General features: G+C 60.6%; 11 protein-coding genes and 2 pseudogenes. 8 read left to right on the forward strand and 5 right to left on the reverse strand.

Annotation, left to right across the window (positions count from 1 at the left end; translation table 11 throughout):
* Positions 1 to 394 precede the first annotated feature (394 nt).
* The 3 genes and pseudogenes from ACKFRY_RS01475 to ACKFRY_RS01485 all read left to right on the forward strand — a co-directional run.
* Positions 395 to 739 (forward strand): annotated as a pseudogene (locus ACKFRY_RS01475) (DNA methyltransferase); the annotation flags it as partial.
* 89 nt (positions 740 to 828) lie between these two features.
* Positions 829 to 957 (forward strand): annotated as a pseudogene (locus ACKFRY_RS01480) (transposase); the annotation flags it as partial.
* Between the two features lie 125 nt (positions 958 to 1,082).
* Positions 1,083 to 2,327: an IS256 family transposase gene (locus tag ACKFRY_RS01485; protein WP_049377104.1), complete on the forward strand. Its 1,245-nt coding sequence runs from the start codon at positions 1,083 to 1,085 to the stop codon at positions 2,325 to 2,327.
* Between the two features lie 330 nt (positions 2,328 to 2,657).
* Here ACKFRY_RS01485 and ACKFRY_RS01490 read toward each other — a convergent pair whose 3' ends face one another.
* From ACKFRY_RS01490 to ACKFRY_RS01505, 4 genes are read right to left on the reverse strand one after another with little or no spacing between them, the layout of a single operon-like run.
* A complete protein-coding gene (locus ACKFRY_RS01490) occupies positions 2,658 to 3,032 on the reverse strand; it encodes a hypothetical protein (protein WP_408923046.1) in 375 nt (124 codons plus the stop codon).
* Positions 3,033 to 3,088: 56 nt separating this feature from the next.
* Positions 3,089 to 3,838, reverse strand: coding sequence for a succinate dehydrogenase/fumarate reductase iron-sulfur subunit (locus ACKFRY_RS01495; protein ID WP_408923047.1), 750 nt, complete (start codon positions 3,836 to 3,838; stop codon positions 3,089 to 3,091).
* The gene (locus ACKFRY_RS01500; RefSeq protein WP_408923048.1) at positions 3,838 to 5,853 is read right to left on the reverse strand and encodes a fumarate reductase/succinate dehydrogenase flavoprotein subunit; all 2,016 of its coding nucleotides are present in this window, start codon (positions 5,851 to 5,853) and stop codon (positions 3,838 to 3,840) included. Before ACKFRY_RS01500 ends, ACKFRY_RS01495 begins: the two co-directional genes overlap by 1 nt.
* A 15-nt stretch (positions 5,854 to 5,868) precedes the next feature.
* Positions 5,869 to 6,624, reverse strand: a complete 756-nt coding sequence (locus ACKFRY_RS01505; RefSeq protein WP_239278512.1) for a succinate dehydrogenase cytochrome b subunit — start codon at positions 6,622 to 6,624, stop codon at positions 5,869 to 5,871.
* Between the two features lie 369 nt (positions 6,625 to 6,993).
* Between ACKFRY_RS01505 and ramB the strand changes: the two genes are divergently transcribed.
* Entirely contained in the window at positions 6,994 to 8,403 is a 1,410-nt protein-coding gene (gene ramB, locus ACKFRY_RS01510; RefSeq protein ID WP_284766101.1) for an acetate metabolism transcriptional regulator RamB, read from the forward strand.
* Positions 8,404 to 8,529: 126 nt separating this feature from the next.
* On the opposite strand, the gene lpdA is transcribed toward ramB, so the two are convergent.
* The gene (lpdA, locus tag ACKFRY_RS01515; RefSeq protein ID WP_005327177.1) at positions 8,530 to 9,942 is read right to left on the reverse strand and encodes a dihydrolipoyl dehydrogenase; all 1,413 of its coding nucleotides are present in this window, start codon (positions 9,940 to 9,942) and stop codon (positions 8,530 to 8,532) included.
* Between the two features lie 533 nt (positions 9,943 to 10,475).
* On the opposite strand from lpdA, the gene ACKFRY_RS01520 reads away from it, so the two are divergent.
* From ACKFRY_RS01520 to ACKFRY_RS01535, 4 genes are all read left to right on the forward strand, one after another.
* Positions 10,476 to 11,870: an alpha/beta hydrolase gene (locus ACKFRY_RS01520; protein ID WP_408923049.1), complete on the forward strand. Its 1,395-nt coding sequence runs from the start codon at positions 10,476 to 10,478 to the stop codon at positions 11,868 to 11,870.
* Positions 11,871 to 11,920: 50 nt separating this feature from the next.
* Positions 11,921 to 13,000 (forward strand): alpha/beta hydrolase, encoded by a 1,080-nt coding sequence (locus ACKFRY_RS01525; protein WP_408921592.1) that lies wholly within the window; start codon positions 11,921 to 11,923, stop codon positions 12,998 to 13,000.
* A gap of 45 nt (positions 13,001 to 13,045) precedes the next feature.
* Positions 13,046 to 14,371 carry a M1 family metallopeptidase gene (locus ACKFRY_RS01530; protein WP_408923050.1) on the forward strand — a complete coding sequence of 442 codons (1,326 nt, stop codon included), beginning with the start codon at positions 13,046 to 13,048 and terminating at the stop codon, positions 14,369 to 14,371.
* Positions 14,372 to 14,512: 141 nt separating this feature from the next.
* Positions 14,513 to 15,991 (forward strand): DUF222 domain-containing protein, encoded by a 1,479-nt coding sequence (locus ACKFRY_RS01535; RefSeq protein ID WP_408923051.1) that lies wholly within the window; start codon positions 14,513 to 14,515, stop codon positions 15,989 to 15,991.
* The last annotated feature ends 51 nt before the right edge of the window (positions 15,992 to 16,042 follow it).

The following is a 16,042-nucleotide window of genomic DNA, read 5'->3' on the forward strand; positions in this document are numbered from 1 at the left end:
TGTGCGCGAAATCCCGACTGGTTCACCCCTTTACGGACGCCAGTCGGGGTAGCGGCGTGCCGGACACTCAGCGGTTCAGCAGGATAAACTCCAAACGACGGCACCAAAAGGAAATACCAGTTCATAGCGGTTATCGGCGCCATCCGATGGCACCGCTCCGCACGGGGCTTTTGTATCCATCGTGACCGGTTATGCGATCCGGCCTGCGGATGCGGCAACTTTCTAATCTAGGCATATAAACACCTTCGCGGCCTTGAATTTGAAATTAACTCTCGCGCGGAGGAGATAGAACTAGTTGAAATTAACACGGCGCTTGACTGGCACGCACAGGGTGAAAGTCAATGGAGTACGCGCTATGCGGAAACGCCTCCAAGAAATCGGGGCCCGAAATTCCATGCAATTCGCTGAAGATGCTTTCTTCAAATCGAAGATGAGTATGCGCCAATTCCACGGCATCGAGATTAACGAATGGCCGGCTAAAGTTGCCTCAACAGCAATGCTCTTGGTTAATCATCTCTGTAACCAAGCTTTCGGACAGTCGGTATTCTGGTTCCCCATCGAGGAAACTCCAGAGATCGTAAATGCCAACGCCTTACGGACTGATTGGGCCGATGTGATAAGCCCAGAGAACTGCAATTACGTCTTCGGCACCCCACCTTTCGTTGGCTCTTCTCGGTTAGACAAAGAGCAGAAGGAAGATAGAGAGCGTTTTCGGAAAAAGGGCGGCCAGCGCGATTTTATGGCTTGTTGGCATCGTACTGCCGCAGAGTTTCTCGATGGGCACAGTGGAGACATTGCTTTGTTTCCACTAATTCCATATGCCAGGGCCAGTATCCCCGCTCAGTCAAGGTCTGGCAGGACGCCTGGGCGCGGTTTGTCCCGTTTCTGCAGTTCCCACCAGCAGCCAGGAAAGTCATCTATACGACGAATTCCATTGAATCTTTTAACAATGAGCTGGTTGCGTCCCCTAACGTGGTGTATCTGTAGCCCGCGGTAAGTCTTGTGCCGGTGTGCATGAAGGCGACCATCGCGGGTACCTTTCGAATCAACTCTTACCTATCCTCGAAAGGAAGTACCCTGCGATGGCCGCTGACCCTCATCATATCGATCCGACCGCGTATCTCGAAGAGCTACTGACTCAAGCGTCCCCAGATTTGATGCGCCAAATGCTCACTGACTTCATCAACCAGATTCTTTCCGCCCAAGCAGACACCGTCTGCGGGGCTGATTACGCCACCGTGTCAGCCGAGCGCACCAACACACGTAATGGCTACCGTCATCGCCAACTTGATACCCGAGTCGGCAGCATTGATGTGGCAATCCCGAAGCTACGCACCGGCGCATTTTTCCCTGACTGGCTGCTAGAGCGCCGCAGCCGCACCGAGCGTGCCCTGACCACAGTCATCGCCACCTGTTACCTGAAAGGAGTCTCCACTCGCAGGATGAACGACTTGGTGGCCACCCTTGGGATCAACAACTTGTCGAAGTCTCAGGTCAGCCAGATGGCCAAAGAACTCGATGACATGGTCGATGACTTCCGCACCCGCCGGCTTGACCAAGGCCCCTACCACTTTGTCTCCTGCGACGCGCTGACAATGAAGGTGCGGGAAGGAGGACGTGTCGTAAAGACCAGCGTGTTGCTGGCCACAGGTGTCAACGCTGACGGCTACCGAGAGCTTTTGGGCATGCAGGTTGCCACCGCGGAATCTACCGCGTCGTGGACCGGGTTCTTTCGGGACCTCATCGCCCGTGGCCTGACCGGGGTATTCCTCGTTACTAGTGATGCCCATCTTGGTATTCAAGCAGCCGTGGGTGACTGCCTGCCGCAGGCTAGTTGGCAGCGGTGTCGAACGCACTTCGCGAAGAACCTCTCGGCCCAGGTTCCCAAAACCCAATGGCCGACTCTGTCAGCGATGTTTCACACAATCTTTCAGCAACCCGATGCCGCTAGTGTGTGGGCCCAAGCTCGTGAGGTTATTGAATTCTGCCAGCAGAAATTTCCTCACGTTGCCACCTACCTCGAGGAGTGTCTCGACGAGCTGTTGGCGTTTACCGCTGCGCCGAGAGCGGTGTGGACCAAAATCTGGTCGAATAACCCCACTGAACGGCTCAATAGGGAGATCCGCCGGCGTACCGATGTCGTAGGAATCTTCCCAAACCGAGACGCTGTTGTGCGCCTTGTTGGGGCGGTTTTGGCCGAACAGCACGATGACTGGATCCAACAGAAGCGTTATATGTCACTGACCAGCCTGGCACAGACCAAAGAGATCATCGCCGCTGGGGTCATCGACGAGGACCGCGACAACAACCAGGAGATCGCCGCGTGAATACCCTCACCCCTTATCCCCGAGATGGCCCCTAAACCACCGCCATGAAACTAACTCCAGATTCGAAAAACAGATACACCACTACCCAGGACTTGACCGCTATATAGCCAGAAAGTAAACGCCGAATAGAACCTCTTGCTGGAGCTGCAGTCATTGGAAAACCAGTGCCTCTGGAACTGGTGCGGGAAGGGTGAGGAAGGAGGCGTCGGCAAGCAGTGCTTAAAGCAGCGCTGCTTGGCCGGCGTTAGTCACCCAAGCATGCAACAACCCCCGCCTCCCTGCATGTCATGCATGCTGGTGGAAGCGGGGGTTGTGTACTAAAGAAACGATTTAGTTGGCTCGGCCGGTTTCCTTGCGGTACTTGCGGTAGTAGCGGCGGCCGTAGTGGACGGTGCCGAAGGCGGCGATGGCCACAACGACTAGGGCGATGATGCCGATGATCGTGGTCAGGGTGTAGTCACCCTCGCCTGCGGTGCCCAGCGGGGTATCCCACACGCCCAAGCCCCAGATGAGGATGCCAGCGGCCGGGAGGCAAGACAGAATCAGACCCATGCCCACCCAGGTGGAGGTGCGCAGGAGGGAAGAGTGAGGAGCACCGAAGGATACTGGATCGTAGCCCTCAATGTAGGTGTCCTGAATCTTGCCGGAGAACTCCGGGTAGGTCTCGCTGGTGTAGTCAGCGACTGCGTGGGTGTTATCGCTCATGGCGGAGTCTTTCTGTCTTTCTCTCGTTCCTAGTATTCCTACGGAATAACCTTAGCTTAGTCATCCTTGCCACGGAAAGCAGCACGTGCACGTTCGCGGGTGACCGCAGAAACTGCAGTCAGCGGAACGCCAGCCGGGCAGACATCGGCGCACTCACCGTAGAGGGAGCAGTGGCCGAAGTTGGCTTCTAGGTCATCGACCATGTTGCGGGCGCGGCGGCCACGCTCTTCCTTGCCCAGCGGCATGAGGGAGAGGTGCACCAGCTTCGCGCCGGTAAACAGGTGGGCCGCACCGTTCGGGCAGGCAGCAACGCAGGCGCCACAGCCAATGCAGGCGGCGTGGTCCAGCGAGTACTCGGCGGTCTCGTGGTTGAGGTGCATGGTGTCCGCATCCGGAGCGGTACCCGCATCCATGGAGACGTAGCCGCCCTGCTCCATTACGTGATCCAGGGCTGCGCGGTCCACGACCATGTCCTTGATGACCGGGTAGGCAGCGGAACGGAATGGCTCCAGCTTGATGGTCTGGCCATCGGTGAAGTTGAACAGGCGCTGCTGGCAGGCCGGGGTGTTCTGGCCAGGGCCGTGTGGACGGCCGTTGACGGTCAGACCACAGGTACCGCAGATGCCCTCACGGCAGTCAGAGGCGAAGGCGAAGGGCTCTTCGCCGCGCTCAATGTAGCCCTCGTTGACGTGGTCCAGCAGCTCCAGGATGGACATCTGCTCAGAGGCATCGTCCACCTGGACGGTCTCGAAGTGGCCTTCTTGGGTCGGTCCGGCTTGACGCCAGATCTCAAGTGTCAGTTTCATTACTTGTAGTTCCTTGTCATCAGCGGGATCGAATCAAAGTACAGCGGCTCGGCGTGGCGGATGAACTCGTTCTTATTAGCGCCCGGCTCCCAGGCGGATACGAAGCACCAGTTCTCGTCGTCGCGTTCTGCCTCGCCGTCCTCGGTGAGGTGGTCCTCGCGGAAGTGAGCGCCACAGGACTCGTCGCGGTCTAGAGCGTCAACACACATGAGCTCGCCCAGGTCCAGGTAGTCGGCAACGCGCAGGCCGTATTCCAGCACCTGGTTCATGTCGTTGGCCTCGCCCGGGATGCGGACATTAGCCCAGAAATCCTCGCGCAGCTCGCGGATCTTGGTGATGGCTTCCTTGAGGTCTTCCACGTTACGGGACACACCGCAGCCGTGGTACAGGATGTCGCCTAGCTGGCGGTGGTAGTAGGACGGACCGTGCGGGTTCTCGCCGCGCACGCCCATGAGGCGGTCGATGCGCTCTTGGGACTGGGCCAGGGTTGCCTGTGCCTCTGGGGAATCCTCAGCCAGCTTCTCCTCGTTGAGGTGGTCGGCCAAGTAGTTCGGGATGGTAAACGGCAAGGTGAACCAGCCGTCAACGGAAGCCGAAAGCAGGGAGTTAGCACCCAGGCGGTTCGCACCGTGGTAGGTCCAGGAGCACTCACCGGCGGCGAAGAGGCCGTCGATGGAGGTCATCTCGTTGAAGTCGGTCCACAGGCCACCCATGGTGAAGTGGCAAGTCGGAGCGATACGCATCGGAGTCTCGTAGGCGGACTCGCCGATGGCCTCTTCGTACATCTCGATGAGGTTGGAGTAGCGCTCGCGGATCTTGTCCTTGCCCAGGCGCTCGATGGCGTCGCGGAAGTCCAGGTACACCGAGTTGTGCAGCGGGCCAACGCCCAGGCCAGCGTTAATCTGCTGGGAGATGGCACGGGAAGCAACGTCACGCGGAACCAGGTTGCCGAATGCCGGGTAGCGGCGCTCCAGGAAGTAGTCGCGCTCTTCTTCCGGAATGGTATTCGGGTCGCGGTCGTCGCCCTCCTTCTTCGGGGACCAAATGCGGCCGTCGTTACGCAGGGACTCCGACATCAGGATGGTCTTGGACTGCCAATCGGAGTTGACTGGCAGGCCCGTCGGGTGGAACTGCACGAAGGCTGGGGAAGCCAGGTAGGCGCCGCTGTCGTACGCACGCATCATGGCGCTGGCATTGGAGTTCTTAGCCAGGGTGGACATGTGGTAGACGTTGCCGTAGCCGCCGGTACCCAGCACAACTGCGTGGCCGGTGAAGGCCTTGAGCTCACCGGTAATCAGGTTGCGGGTAACGATGCCGCCGGCGCGCTTCTTACCATTGTCGTTGTAGACGATGATGTCCTGCAGGTCGTTGTGAGCGAAAAGCTCCACGTTGCCCAGGCCAATCTGGCGGTAGAGCGCCGAGGTGGTGGACAGCTGCAACTGCTGGCCTGTTTGGCCACGGGTGTAGTAGGTACGGGAGACCTGCACGCCACCGAAGGAACGGGTAGCCAGGGTGCCGCCGTACTCGCGAGCGAATGGGGCGCCGATGGCGTTCATGTGGTCAATGACGCGGACGGACTCGTTTGCCAGGCGCCAGCAGTCGGACTCGCGGCAGCGGTAGTCGCCGCCCTTCACGGTGTCCTTGGTGTGGCGGTAGGCGGAGTCATTGTCCACCTTCTTGGCACGGGAGGCGTTGACGCCACCCTGCGCGGCAATGGAGTGCGCGCGGCGCGGGGAGTCGTGGTAGGTGAATACCTTTACCTTGTAGCCCAGCTCGCCCAGTGCGGCCGCAGCGGAACCAGCGGACAGGCCGGTACCAACCACCAGAACCTCGAACTTGCGGCGGTTCAGTGGGGAGACCAGCTGCATGTGGTCCTTTTGGTGGGACCACATATCCTTCATCGGCACGCCGTGCGGCTCGTGGGATTCCAGGATGTTGCCGGCGGATACGCCCGGAACGATGGACTGTGGGTGCGAGAACTTAGGGTGCTCGCGCTTGAGTTCAGTATTAGTCATGGGTTTCTAACTCCTTTAGCTGACCAAGCCCAGGGCAACGGACAAAGGCATAACGATGTTGCCGATGCAGACAACGGCCGGGATGACGTACGCCAGGATCAGGAAGGTCTGACGCCACTTCGCACCGGTGATACCCAGGTCAGAGGCGGCAAGGCGGATGCCGTGGGTGAGGTGCAGGAACAGGAAGCACATAGCGATCACGTACACGATGGTGACCGGCCAGCGGCTGAAGGTGGCGATCATGTTGGCCTTCACCGCGCCCTCTGCAAAGTCGCCGGGAGCGAAAGGCTGCACGCCCAGGGTCAGGTCCAGCAGGTGGAAGATGATGAACAGCAGCAAGACGATGCCGGTGACCAGCATGGACTTGGTAGCGAAGGAATCAAGGCCGCCCATCAGGTTGCTGCGGCGGAACTTGCCGCGGGACGCCTTAGAGCGTGCGGTCAGGGCAAATGCACCATAGATGTGGGCGAGGATGGCAACCAGCAGGACGGCGCGGATAATCCACAATGCGCCCTCGTGCGGGAACAACGGCTCGCCCATGGAGCGCAGGAATGCGCCGTATTCATCCAGCGCCTCTTCGCCGCCGTGTGCCGGCAAGTACAACTTCAGGTTGCCGGCCATGTGGCCAACAACGAAAAGGGCAAAAAGCAGGCCAGTGACGGCCATAATGAGCTTCAGAACCCAGGAGGGCACTCCCGGCTTCTGACGGATTGGTTCGTTAGTGATGTGGCCGTGAGCTACTGCCTCACGGTCCGGATTTCTTAAAGTCATGACACCTCCATTGTCGCCCTCACTTTAACTGGGCTTAACCGCTGGTTACTAGTCAATTCCTGCAGCGTTTCAGCTAACGGTACAGCGGTACGGTTAAAGTCAGAATTCTCTTAGGTAAGGGTTGCCTTAAAAGCCTCCGGGCAAAACGTCACTACCTTGGCAGCTCGGAATTCCGCAATATTGACGTTGCGTAATTTGTCCCATATTTGTGAACTTGGTCACCCAGTGTTGCCAGAGTGACCGCCTTACCCCTTTATGTGTCAAACTTTCGCATGAAACCCACATGTAGCCCACAGGCGGGTGAACATTCTTCGCAAGATCTTTGCAATTAGGGTGCACACCCGCAGGCCAGCCAGTAACCTTGCCGGCATGAGTAAGACGTATGTGGGATCCCGCCTTCGCCAGCTTCGCCGTGAGCGCGATCTCAGTCAGGCTTCCCTTGCCGCGACGCTGGGGCTCTCCGCCAGCTACGTCAATCAGATCGAACACGACGTCCGTCCGCTCACCGTCCCGGTGCTCCTGCGCATCACGGAGGTCTTCGGCGTCGATGCCACCTTCTTCTCCCGTGACGATGACTCCCGCCTTCTTGCCGAGATCCAGGACGTCATCCAAGACAAAGAGCTCTGCCCCTCCCCCGTCGAGCTGCAAGAGCTCTCCGAGCTGGTCTATAACCACCCCACCGTGGCTCGCACGCTGGTAGACGTCCACCGCCGCTACCGCAATGTGCGCGATAAGCTCTCGCTGGCCACCGATGCCCGCCGCACCACCGAGGCCACCCAGGCCCTATCCATGCCGCACGACGAGGTACGCGACTTCTTCTACGCTCGCCAAAACTACTTGGACAACCTGGACCACCATGCAGAGCAGCTTGCTGACGCCCTCTCGGTCACCCACTTCGGCATTCGCGACACCGAACACGCCCTGGCCCAGCGCCTGCGCGATCGCCACAACGTAGATATCCACATCACTTCCCAGATGGATGGCACGCTACACAGCTTTGACCGCGAAACCGGCGAGTTCCGGCTCGCGTCGCGCCTGAGCGAAGGCCAGCGCGCCTTCCGTATGGCCGCGGAGCTGAGCTTCCTCGAGGCCGGGGACGATATCGCTTCCCTAGTAGAGGAGGAGCCGTTCACCTCGGATGCTTCTCGCAACCTCGCGCAGCGCGGCTTGGCCAGCTACTTCGCCGCCGCCACCGTGATGCCCTATGAACTGATGCATTCCGAGGCCGAGCGCTCCGGCTACGACGTGGAATACCTCTGCCAGGTCTTCGGCGTGGGCTATGAATCCGTGGCCTCCCGCCTGTCCACCCTGCAGCGCGATAACCTCCGCGGCATTCCTTTTACTTTTGTTCGCGTCGACCGCGCCGGCAATATGTCCAAGCGTCAATCCGCCACCGGCGTGCACTTTTCCAATAACGGCGGCACCTGCCCGCTGTGGAATGTCTACGAGACCTTCACCCAGCCCGGCATTATCTCCCGCCAGCTGGCCCAGATGCCCGATGGCCGTAACTACCTGTGGATTTCGCGCGCCGTCCAGCACCACCAGGGGCGCTTTGGCGATACCGATAAGCTCTTCGCCATCGGGCTAGGCTGCGAAGCCCGCCACGCCGACCGCACCGTCTACGCCGAAGGCCTCGATCTCACCGATCTCTCTACCGCCACCCCCATCGGCTCCGGCTGCCGCACGTGCCCGCGCGAGAACTGCGCGCAACGCGCCTTTCCACCCATCAACGAGGTCATTAGCGTCGACGCCCACCGCTCCGCCGTGGCACCGTACTAACTCTGCCACCCAGGTGGACTGCACATAGAAAAGCGGCACCGCGGTCCGCCTCCCTCCAACGAGGGGAGCGAACGGTGCGGTGCCGCTGGCGTCGCGCTCTATGGCGACGTCGGCAAGCAGCCCTGCTTAGAGGTTAATCATGTGGCCGCCGATGCCCTCGGCTGCTTCCTTCATGGCCTCAGAGAGGGTCGGGTGGGTGTGAACGTTGCGGCCGATTTCCTCAGCGGTGAGGTCGAAGCGCTGCGCCAAGGTCAGCTCCGGCAGCAGCTCGGATACGTTGGAGCCCACCATGTGGCCGCCGATGAGCTCGCCGTACTCGCCGTCCGCGATGAGCTTGACAAAGCCGGCGGTCTCATTGAGGCCAGCGGCCTTGCCGTTAGCGGAGAACGGGAAGGTAGCGACCTTGATATCGCGGTCCGCGAACTTCTCCTTGGCAGCTTCTTCGGTGTAGCCGAAGGAAGCGACCTGCGGGTTGCAGAAGGTAGCGCGCGGCATATTCATGTAGTCACCCAAGAGCTGGGTCTCCACGCCGGCGATGGTCTCTGCGGCGACAACGCCCTGGGCCTCAGCAACGTGGGCGAGCTGCAGCTTCGCGGTGACGTCACCGATGGCGTAGATGTGGTCGACGTTGGTGCGCATGGTGTCATCGATGGCAATAGCGCCGCGCTCGGTGAGCTCAACGCCGGTGTTCTCCAGGCCGAAGCCCTCGGTGCGCGGGGCGAAGCCGATGGAGATCATGGCACGGTCCACGGTGAGGGTGTCCTGCTTGGAGCCGTCCTTGGACTCCACCTCAACGGTGACATTATCGCCGTTGTCCTTCACGGAGGTGGTCTTGTAGCCGGTCAGCAGCTTGACGCCGAGCTTCTTGTACTCCTTGGCAATGGCCTTGGAGACGTCCTTGTCCTCGTTCGGCAGGACGCGGTCCATGAACTCCACGATGGTGACGTCTACGCCATAGTTGGACAGAACATAGGCAAATTCCATGCCGATGGCGCCGGCGCCGACGATGACCATGGACTTCGGGGCCTCATCGTTGAGGATCTGTTCCTCGTAGGACACGATGTTGCCGCCGAGCTCTACGCCCGGCAGGGACTTGACCACGGAACCGGTAGCGATGATGCAGTCATCGAAGGTGACGGTCTTGCCCTTGTCATCACCATCGGTGATTTCGATGGTCTTATCGTCCTTGAAGGAGCCAAGGCCGTTGATCTCGGTGATCTTGTTCTTCTTCATCAGGTAATGGACACCCTTGACGATGCCCGCGGAAACCTTGCGGGAACGCTTGTGGGCAACACCGAAGTCGAAGGAGACATCGCCGGAAATGCCGAAGTCCTTGGCCTCGTGGTTGAAGGTGTGGGCAACCTCAGCGTTCTTCAGCAGCGCCTTAGAAGGGATGCAGCCTACGTTGAGGCAGACACCGCCCCAGTACTGCTTCTCGATTACGGCAACTTTCTTACCAAGCTGAGCTGCACGGATGGCGGCCACGTAGCCGCCAGGGCCCGCGCCGAGTACTACTACGTCATAATGTTCATTAGTCACGCCCTTTAGGATACGTAACTTTCCCCTCCATGTCGCGCATTGGGTCACACTCTTGTGCCCGAGTACCCCACGCTTCGGGGGTAAAACGCACAAAGGCCCTGCACGGTGGCGTCGGCAAGCGCGCGACGCCCCCACGCAGGGCTATGGACTCGGCGTTTTAGAACAGGCCGAGAGCCAGTGCAGCGGTGGAGGACATGGAGGAACCGGTGTGCAGGAACTGGCCCAGAACTTCGTTGATGGCCACGAGGATGGAATCGAAAACGTTCATTATGCTTCTTTCTGTGTTTTTACTTACCTAGAGCGAGGGATGGGTCCGCGGTTGGGGACCGCATTATTCACACGTTTAGTACTAGCGGAGATTGTAGCGCCACCGTTACATACGCGCCGCGTTCAGAATTATGGCACACAAACCACATGCGTCACAGGTTTTGCTACATTAAAAGGGCTATTAAGGCATAGAGTCTTGCTAACATTCCCGCTTTGCGGAACGATACCTACTGAGAAGATTCTCTTAATTCGAGGAAGCTAAAAATATGCATACTTTGCGCTCTATCGGCTCCAGCGTCGCAGGCATCGCCATCGCGGCAGGAGTCCTCTCCGCCCCTATCGCCTCCGCCGTCGAGCCGGCCGAGATCCAGGGTGACGCCACCCCGTCCACCATCCGCGAGGTAAACCTCACCGACTCGGCGGATGCGGAAAACATCAACTACGCCATCACCACCGAAGGCGAAAACCGCGTGGTGGATATTGCCAAGTTGGATGCCAAAGACAAGTGGAAGGGCTATGCCTTCGGCCACAAGAGCGGCCAGGGCAAGCACTACGGCAACCACGTTAAGGCCCTGACCGCCACCTCCGCCGCCATGGGCGGCCGCGAGGTTCCGCTGGCGGTCATCACCCCGGACGGCAACTTTGATAAGAAGCGCCCCACCCTGTACCTGCTCAACGGCGCCGGCGGTGCCGAGCAGGGCATGGACTGGCTGACCGCCACCGCCAACCACGACATCGACCCTAAGGCCGAGGGCATGCAGGACATGGTGGACTTCTACACGTCCAAGGACGTCAACGTGGTCATCCCGCAGGCCGGCGCCTTCTCCTACTACACCGACTGGGTATCCTCCCCGAATAGCGGCTATCTCAAGGGCCCGCAGAAGTGGGAAACCTTCCTCACCAAGGAGCTGCCGGGCGCATTGGAAGACCACATCGGCGGCAATGGCAAGCGCGCGATTGCCGGCATGTCCATGTCCGCTACCTCCTCTCTACTACTGGCGGAGCACAACCCGGGCTTCTACAACGCCGTGGGCTCCTTCTCTGGCTGCGCTTCCACCTCTCGCCCGCTGCCGCGCCTGTACACCCAGCTGACCGTCAACCGCGGCGGTGGATCGGCCGATCAGATGTGGGGCGCTATGGGCAGCGAGTACAACGTGTACAACGATGCCTTGGTGAACGCTAACCCGAATAACCTGGGCAAGTCCGAGACCTATGTTTCGGTCAACTCCGGTCTGGGCGGCGCCAACGACTGGGGTGTTCCGGGCTCTTCCACCCTCATCGTTGAGGGCGGCGTCATCGAGGCCGCGATGAACTCCTGCACCCATGACCTCAAGGCCAAGATGGACTCCCAGGGCATGAAGGCGGACTGGAACTTCCGCAATACCGGCACCCACTCCTGGCCGGGCTGGCGCAATGATCTCTTCACCTCCTGGGCAACCTTCGAGCGTGGCTTTGCTAAGGACGCCGCAGAAGCACCGGCCGAGCCGGAGGTAAAGCCCAACGAGCTTTCCATCGATGCGCCGCAGGCCGAGGAAGATGCGCAGGTGAAGGACGCCCCGAGCGCCGCTGACCAGTCCCCGGACAAGGACTTTGTCGAGGGCAAGGACGCAGAGGGTGCAGAGGCCGCTGGAGCCGCAGAGGCTGGCGGCGTCGCGGAATAAGTAGCGCAGAAGTATAATCAGCGAGTTCATAACTATAGGAAAGAAGCACTATGAAGCGTCTTAGCTCCATCCTTGCCGCCACCGCCGTGTGTGCAGGCTTGGCTTGCGCCCCGCTAGCGGGCGCCGCACAGCTCACCCCGCAGCAGGTAGCGGGCAACGCCGCCCAGTCCACCCTGGCCCCACTAGAGGTCACCCCGGAGTTGGAGCAGCTGACCTGGTACCAGAAGTACAAGGACGATCCGCGCGTCGAAAAGCTGCAGGCCACCTCCCCTGCCATGAACGGCCGTAAGATTCCGCTGGCCGTCATTCGCGCAACGGATGAGAACCGCCCGACCATCTACCTGCTCAACGGTGCAGGCGGCGCGGAGCAGGACATGGACTGGCTGAAGCTTTCTGACGCCGTCGATTTCTACCACTCCAAGAACGTCAACGTGGTCGTCCCACAGGCCGGTGCTTTCTCCTACTACACCGACTGGGTATCCGAGCCGAACTCTAAGTACCTCAAGGGCCCGCAGAAGTGGGAAACCTTCCTCACCAAGGAACTGCCGGGCGCCATCGAGGGCCACATCAAGGCCGATAACCACCGTGCCATCGCGGGCATGTCCATGTCCGCGACCTCCTCCCTGCTGCTGGCGGAGCACAACCAGGGCTTCTACGACGCCGTCGGTTCCTACGCCGGCTGCGCGGCCACCGCTTACCCGGTAGAGCACAAGGCCGTTGAGCTCACCGTCAACCGCGGCGGTGCGACCGCGGAGCAAATGTGGGGCCCGTTCGGCTCCCCCACCAACCGCTACAACGACGCGATGATGAACCATGAGAAGCTGCGCGGCACGGAGCTGTACATCTCTTCCGGTTCTGGGTTGGCCGGTAAGGAGGATACCTTCTCCTATCACGTGGCCAAGGGAAATAACCCTGCTATCGCTGCTGTGGGCTCCGCTCAGCTGCAGGTTGAAGGCGGCGCCATCGAGGCTGGCGTGAACTACTGCACCCACAACTTCAAGGCCAAGCTGGACCAGGCTGGCATCCCAGCGACCTATAACTTCCGCAATACCGGCACCCACTCCTGGCCGCACTGGATTGCGGACCTCAAGGATTCTTGGCCGGTCTTCGAGCGCGCTTTCAATAAATAAGCTCGTTTCTTTCCGCGGCTAAAAGGGCGGTAGGCTTGCAGCATTATGAAGTTGCTTCCTACCGCCCTTTCGCGTGCCCACACTGATCCTTATACCGGCGTGGATTTTAACCTCGGTTTCGAGGTTTCCCACTACACGCTGGATCTGACCTACCGCGTGGAGCCCAACCTGCTCCACGGCGAGGCTACTTTGGCTATCCGGGCCGATGAAGATTTGGCGTCCCTGACCCTGGATCTGGGCGGAGCGATGGTGGCCCGGCGCGTGACCGCAAAGGGTGCGCCGCGGGTGGCTAAATTCCGCCAGTCCTCCGGCAAGCTGCGCCTGCGCTTTGCTGAGGAGATTGCGGCCGGCACTGAGTTTGAGCTGGTGATTCGCTATGGCGGCAGCCCGCGGCCGATCCGCACCACCTGGGGCGAGATTGGCTGGGAAGAAACCGAGTCCGGTTCGCTGGTGGCCAGCCAACCCAATGGCGCGCCGAGCTGGTTCCCCTGCGACGATACGCCTTCTGCCAAGGCACTCTATGACATCATCATTACGGCCGATGATCCCTTCATCGTGGTATCTAATGGTGACCTTGTCTCCCGCCGGGCGGGCGGTTCCACCACGCGCTGGCACTACCGCACCCGCGAGCCCATGGCCACCTATCTGGCGACGGTGCAGGTAGGAGAGTTCTCTAATTTTGATTTGGGCCCTTCCACGCGCGCTTGGGCGCCGGCCGCGCTGCGCGAGCGCGTGCTGAATGAGTTTGCCCAGCAGCAGGAAATGGTGGACTTCTTCTCCTCCCTCTACGGCCCCTATCCCTTTGCGGATTACCAGGTGGTCATCACGGAAGATGAGCTGGAGATTCCCCTAGAGGCGCAAGGCCTGTCCATCTTTGGCTCCAACCACATCAAGGGCGACCACGCCTTCGAGCGCCTCATCGCTCATGAGCTTTCCCACCAGTGGTTTGGCAATTCCGTGGGCCTGGGCGAGTGGAAGGATATCTGGCTCAACGAGGGCTTTGCCTGCTACAGCGAGTGGCTATGGGGCGAGCACAAGGGCGAGACCACCGCGCGCGAGGCGGCACGTTCCCACTACAACGTCCTGGGACGCAAGGCGCAGAATCTCACCGTTTCCGATCCGGGGGCGCGCGATATGTTCGATGACCGCGTATATAAGCGCGGGGCCTTGACCGTGCACGCCATTCACCGCTTGCTTGGCGACGCCTTCTTTACCACCCTCCGCAGCTACCTCACCGAACACCAACACTCGGTAGTAGAGCCTTCCATGCTGCTGGATGACTTCCGCGCCGCCGCTCCTGACGCCGCGCTTTTCGACGCCACCGTAGACGCCTGGCTCAACCAGAAGGCCCTTCCTCCCTTCCCGAGTTAGTGGCTTTGGCCCCGTTTTGTGGGGTTTTGACTGCGTTTGTTTGGGGAATGTCTACTCTATTGACCAATCCCTTCTTTCCTGTTGACGGGGTGTTTTATCTGGGTAGGATAGAACATGTAAACGAAAAGGAAGGGAGGGATCATGCAGACCACCAAGCATGCGGAGATAGACTCCGCCATCGCACAGGTTGCCACTGGGCTCACCCAGCTCCGCAGCCTCATGCAGGATCCTTCCGATCTGTCCTTCGAGCTTCTTCATTCGCATTTCGAACACTTGGAGCGGGCGCTAGGCAATAAGTCCACCATCGACGCCGCCTTCGCTTTCATCGCGGAGCGGGATGACGCCGGCCGCCGCGTTGGTTCTTCCAAGGCCAAGGACTACCTGACCACGCGCCTAGGCCTTACCGATGCCGAGGCCGCCGCCCGCCTCCGCAATGGACGCAACCTCTTCGCACCCATCCCCGATCCGGAGCCCACTCCCCCTGCGGGCCCCGATGCGGACGAGGCCGCACGCGCCCGAGCCGAAGAGGAATCCCGCCGCCGCGCCGACCGCGAGCACCGCGAGGAGGAGAAGCGCCGCAAGAAGCTCTTTGAGGAAGAGCCTATCCCCGAGCGCATCCTCAACCTCATCGAAAACGAGCTGCGCAGCCTCAGCAAGTACGCCATCCCCGGCCCAAGCGAACTGCGCAACCAGGCCCTCGAACAGGCCAAGCGCCGCTCCTTCGATTCCCTGCGCGAGTGGCTACGCAAGGCCATCCGCAAAGCGAATAAGCACGCTCTCAACCCAGCAGGCGAGCCCGACCCACACGCCGCTACCCGCAAGCGCCGCTTTAGCATCTCCCGCCAAGATGCTGACGGCGGTGTGCATATCTCCGGCTACCTAGACGCCTCCGCAGCCGCCATCCTCGCCAGCGCCTTTGCTCCCGCGAAGAATAAGGGCAGCGCGGATCTCAGCGCCGAGGATGATACCCGCACCTATGCCCAGCGCATGGCGGACCAACTAACCGCTGCGCTGTCGAGCTACCTTTCCGCCACCCAAAAGAACTCCGACGGCCTCGGTTCCTTCTTCGTCGCCACCACCTTGGAGGAGCTGGAAGCAATGGGCGGCGATACCCGCTTCGCCACCAGTACCGGCATCGAGCTCACCCCGCTCGACCTTCTCCGCCTCGGCGGCGCGCGACACGATTTCTTCTGTGCCGTGGACGATAAGGGCTTCCCCCTCGAGCTTGGCCGCACCAAGCGCACCGCGTCCCTCTGGCAGAAGCTAGCCCTAGCGGCCTCCGAACTCGTCTGCACGCACCCAGAGTGTCACCGTCCGTGGCAGGACTGCGATGTCCACCATCTCCAAGCCTGGTCTCACGGTGGCGCCACCGACCTCAAGAACCTCACTCTGTTGTGCCGCCGGCACCACGTGGACAATAACGATTACCGCGATGGCCGCAACGGAATGGGACACGCCGAACGAGACCCCAACACGGGCCGGGTAGGATACCGCGCCGCCCACACCAGCGGCCTATCGCCCACCGTGGAGGTCAACGACCACCCCGCCGCGGAACAAGCCCCGGCTCGCAGGCTCACCAATCCGCCCTCGCCACCTCCGTCACCACCGGGTGCGGCCTGACCGGGCCCGCGGCCTGCCACAGTCGCGCGCCCGACTGCCCTACACTGGATA

Origin of the sequence: Corynebacterium tuberculostearicum (assembly GCF_046097255.1) — a bacterium.
Classification (GTDB): domain Bacteria; phylum Actinomycetota; class Actinomycetes; order Mycobacteriales; family Mycobacteriaceae; genus Corynebacterium; species Corynebacterium tuberculostearicum_J.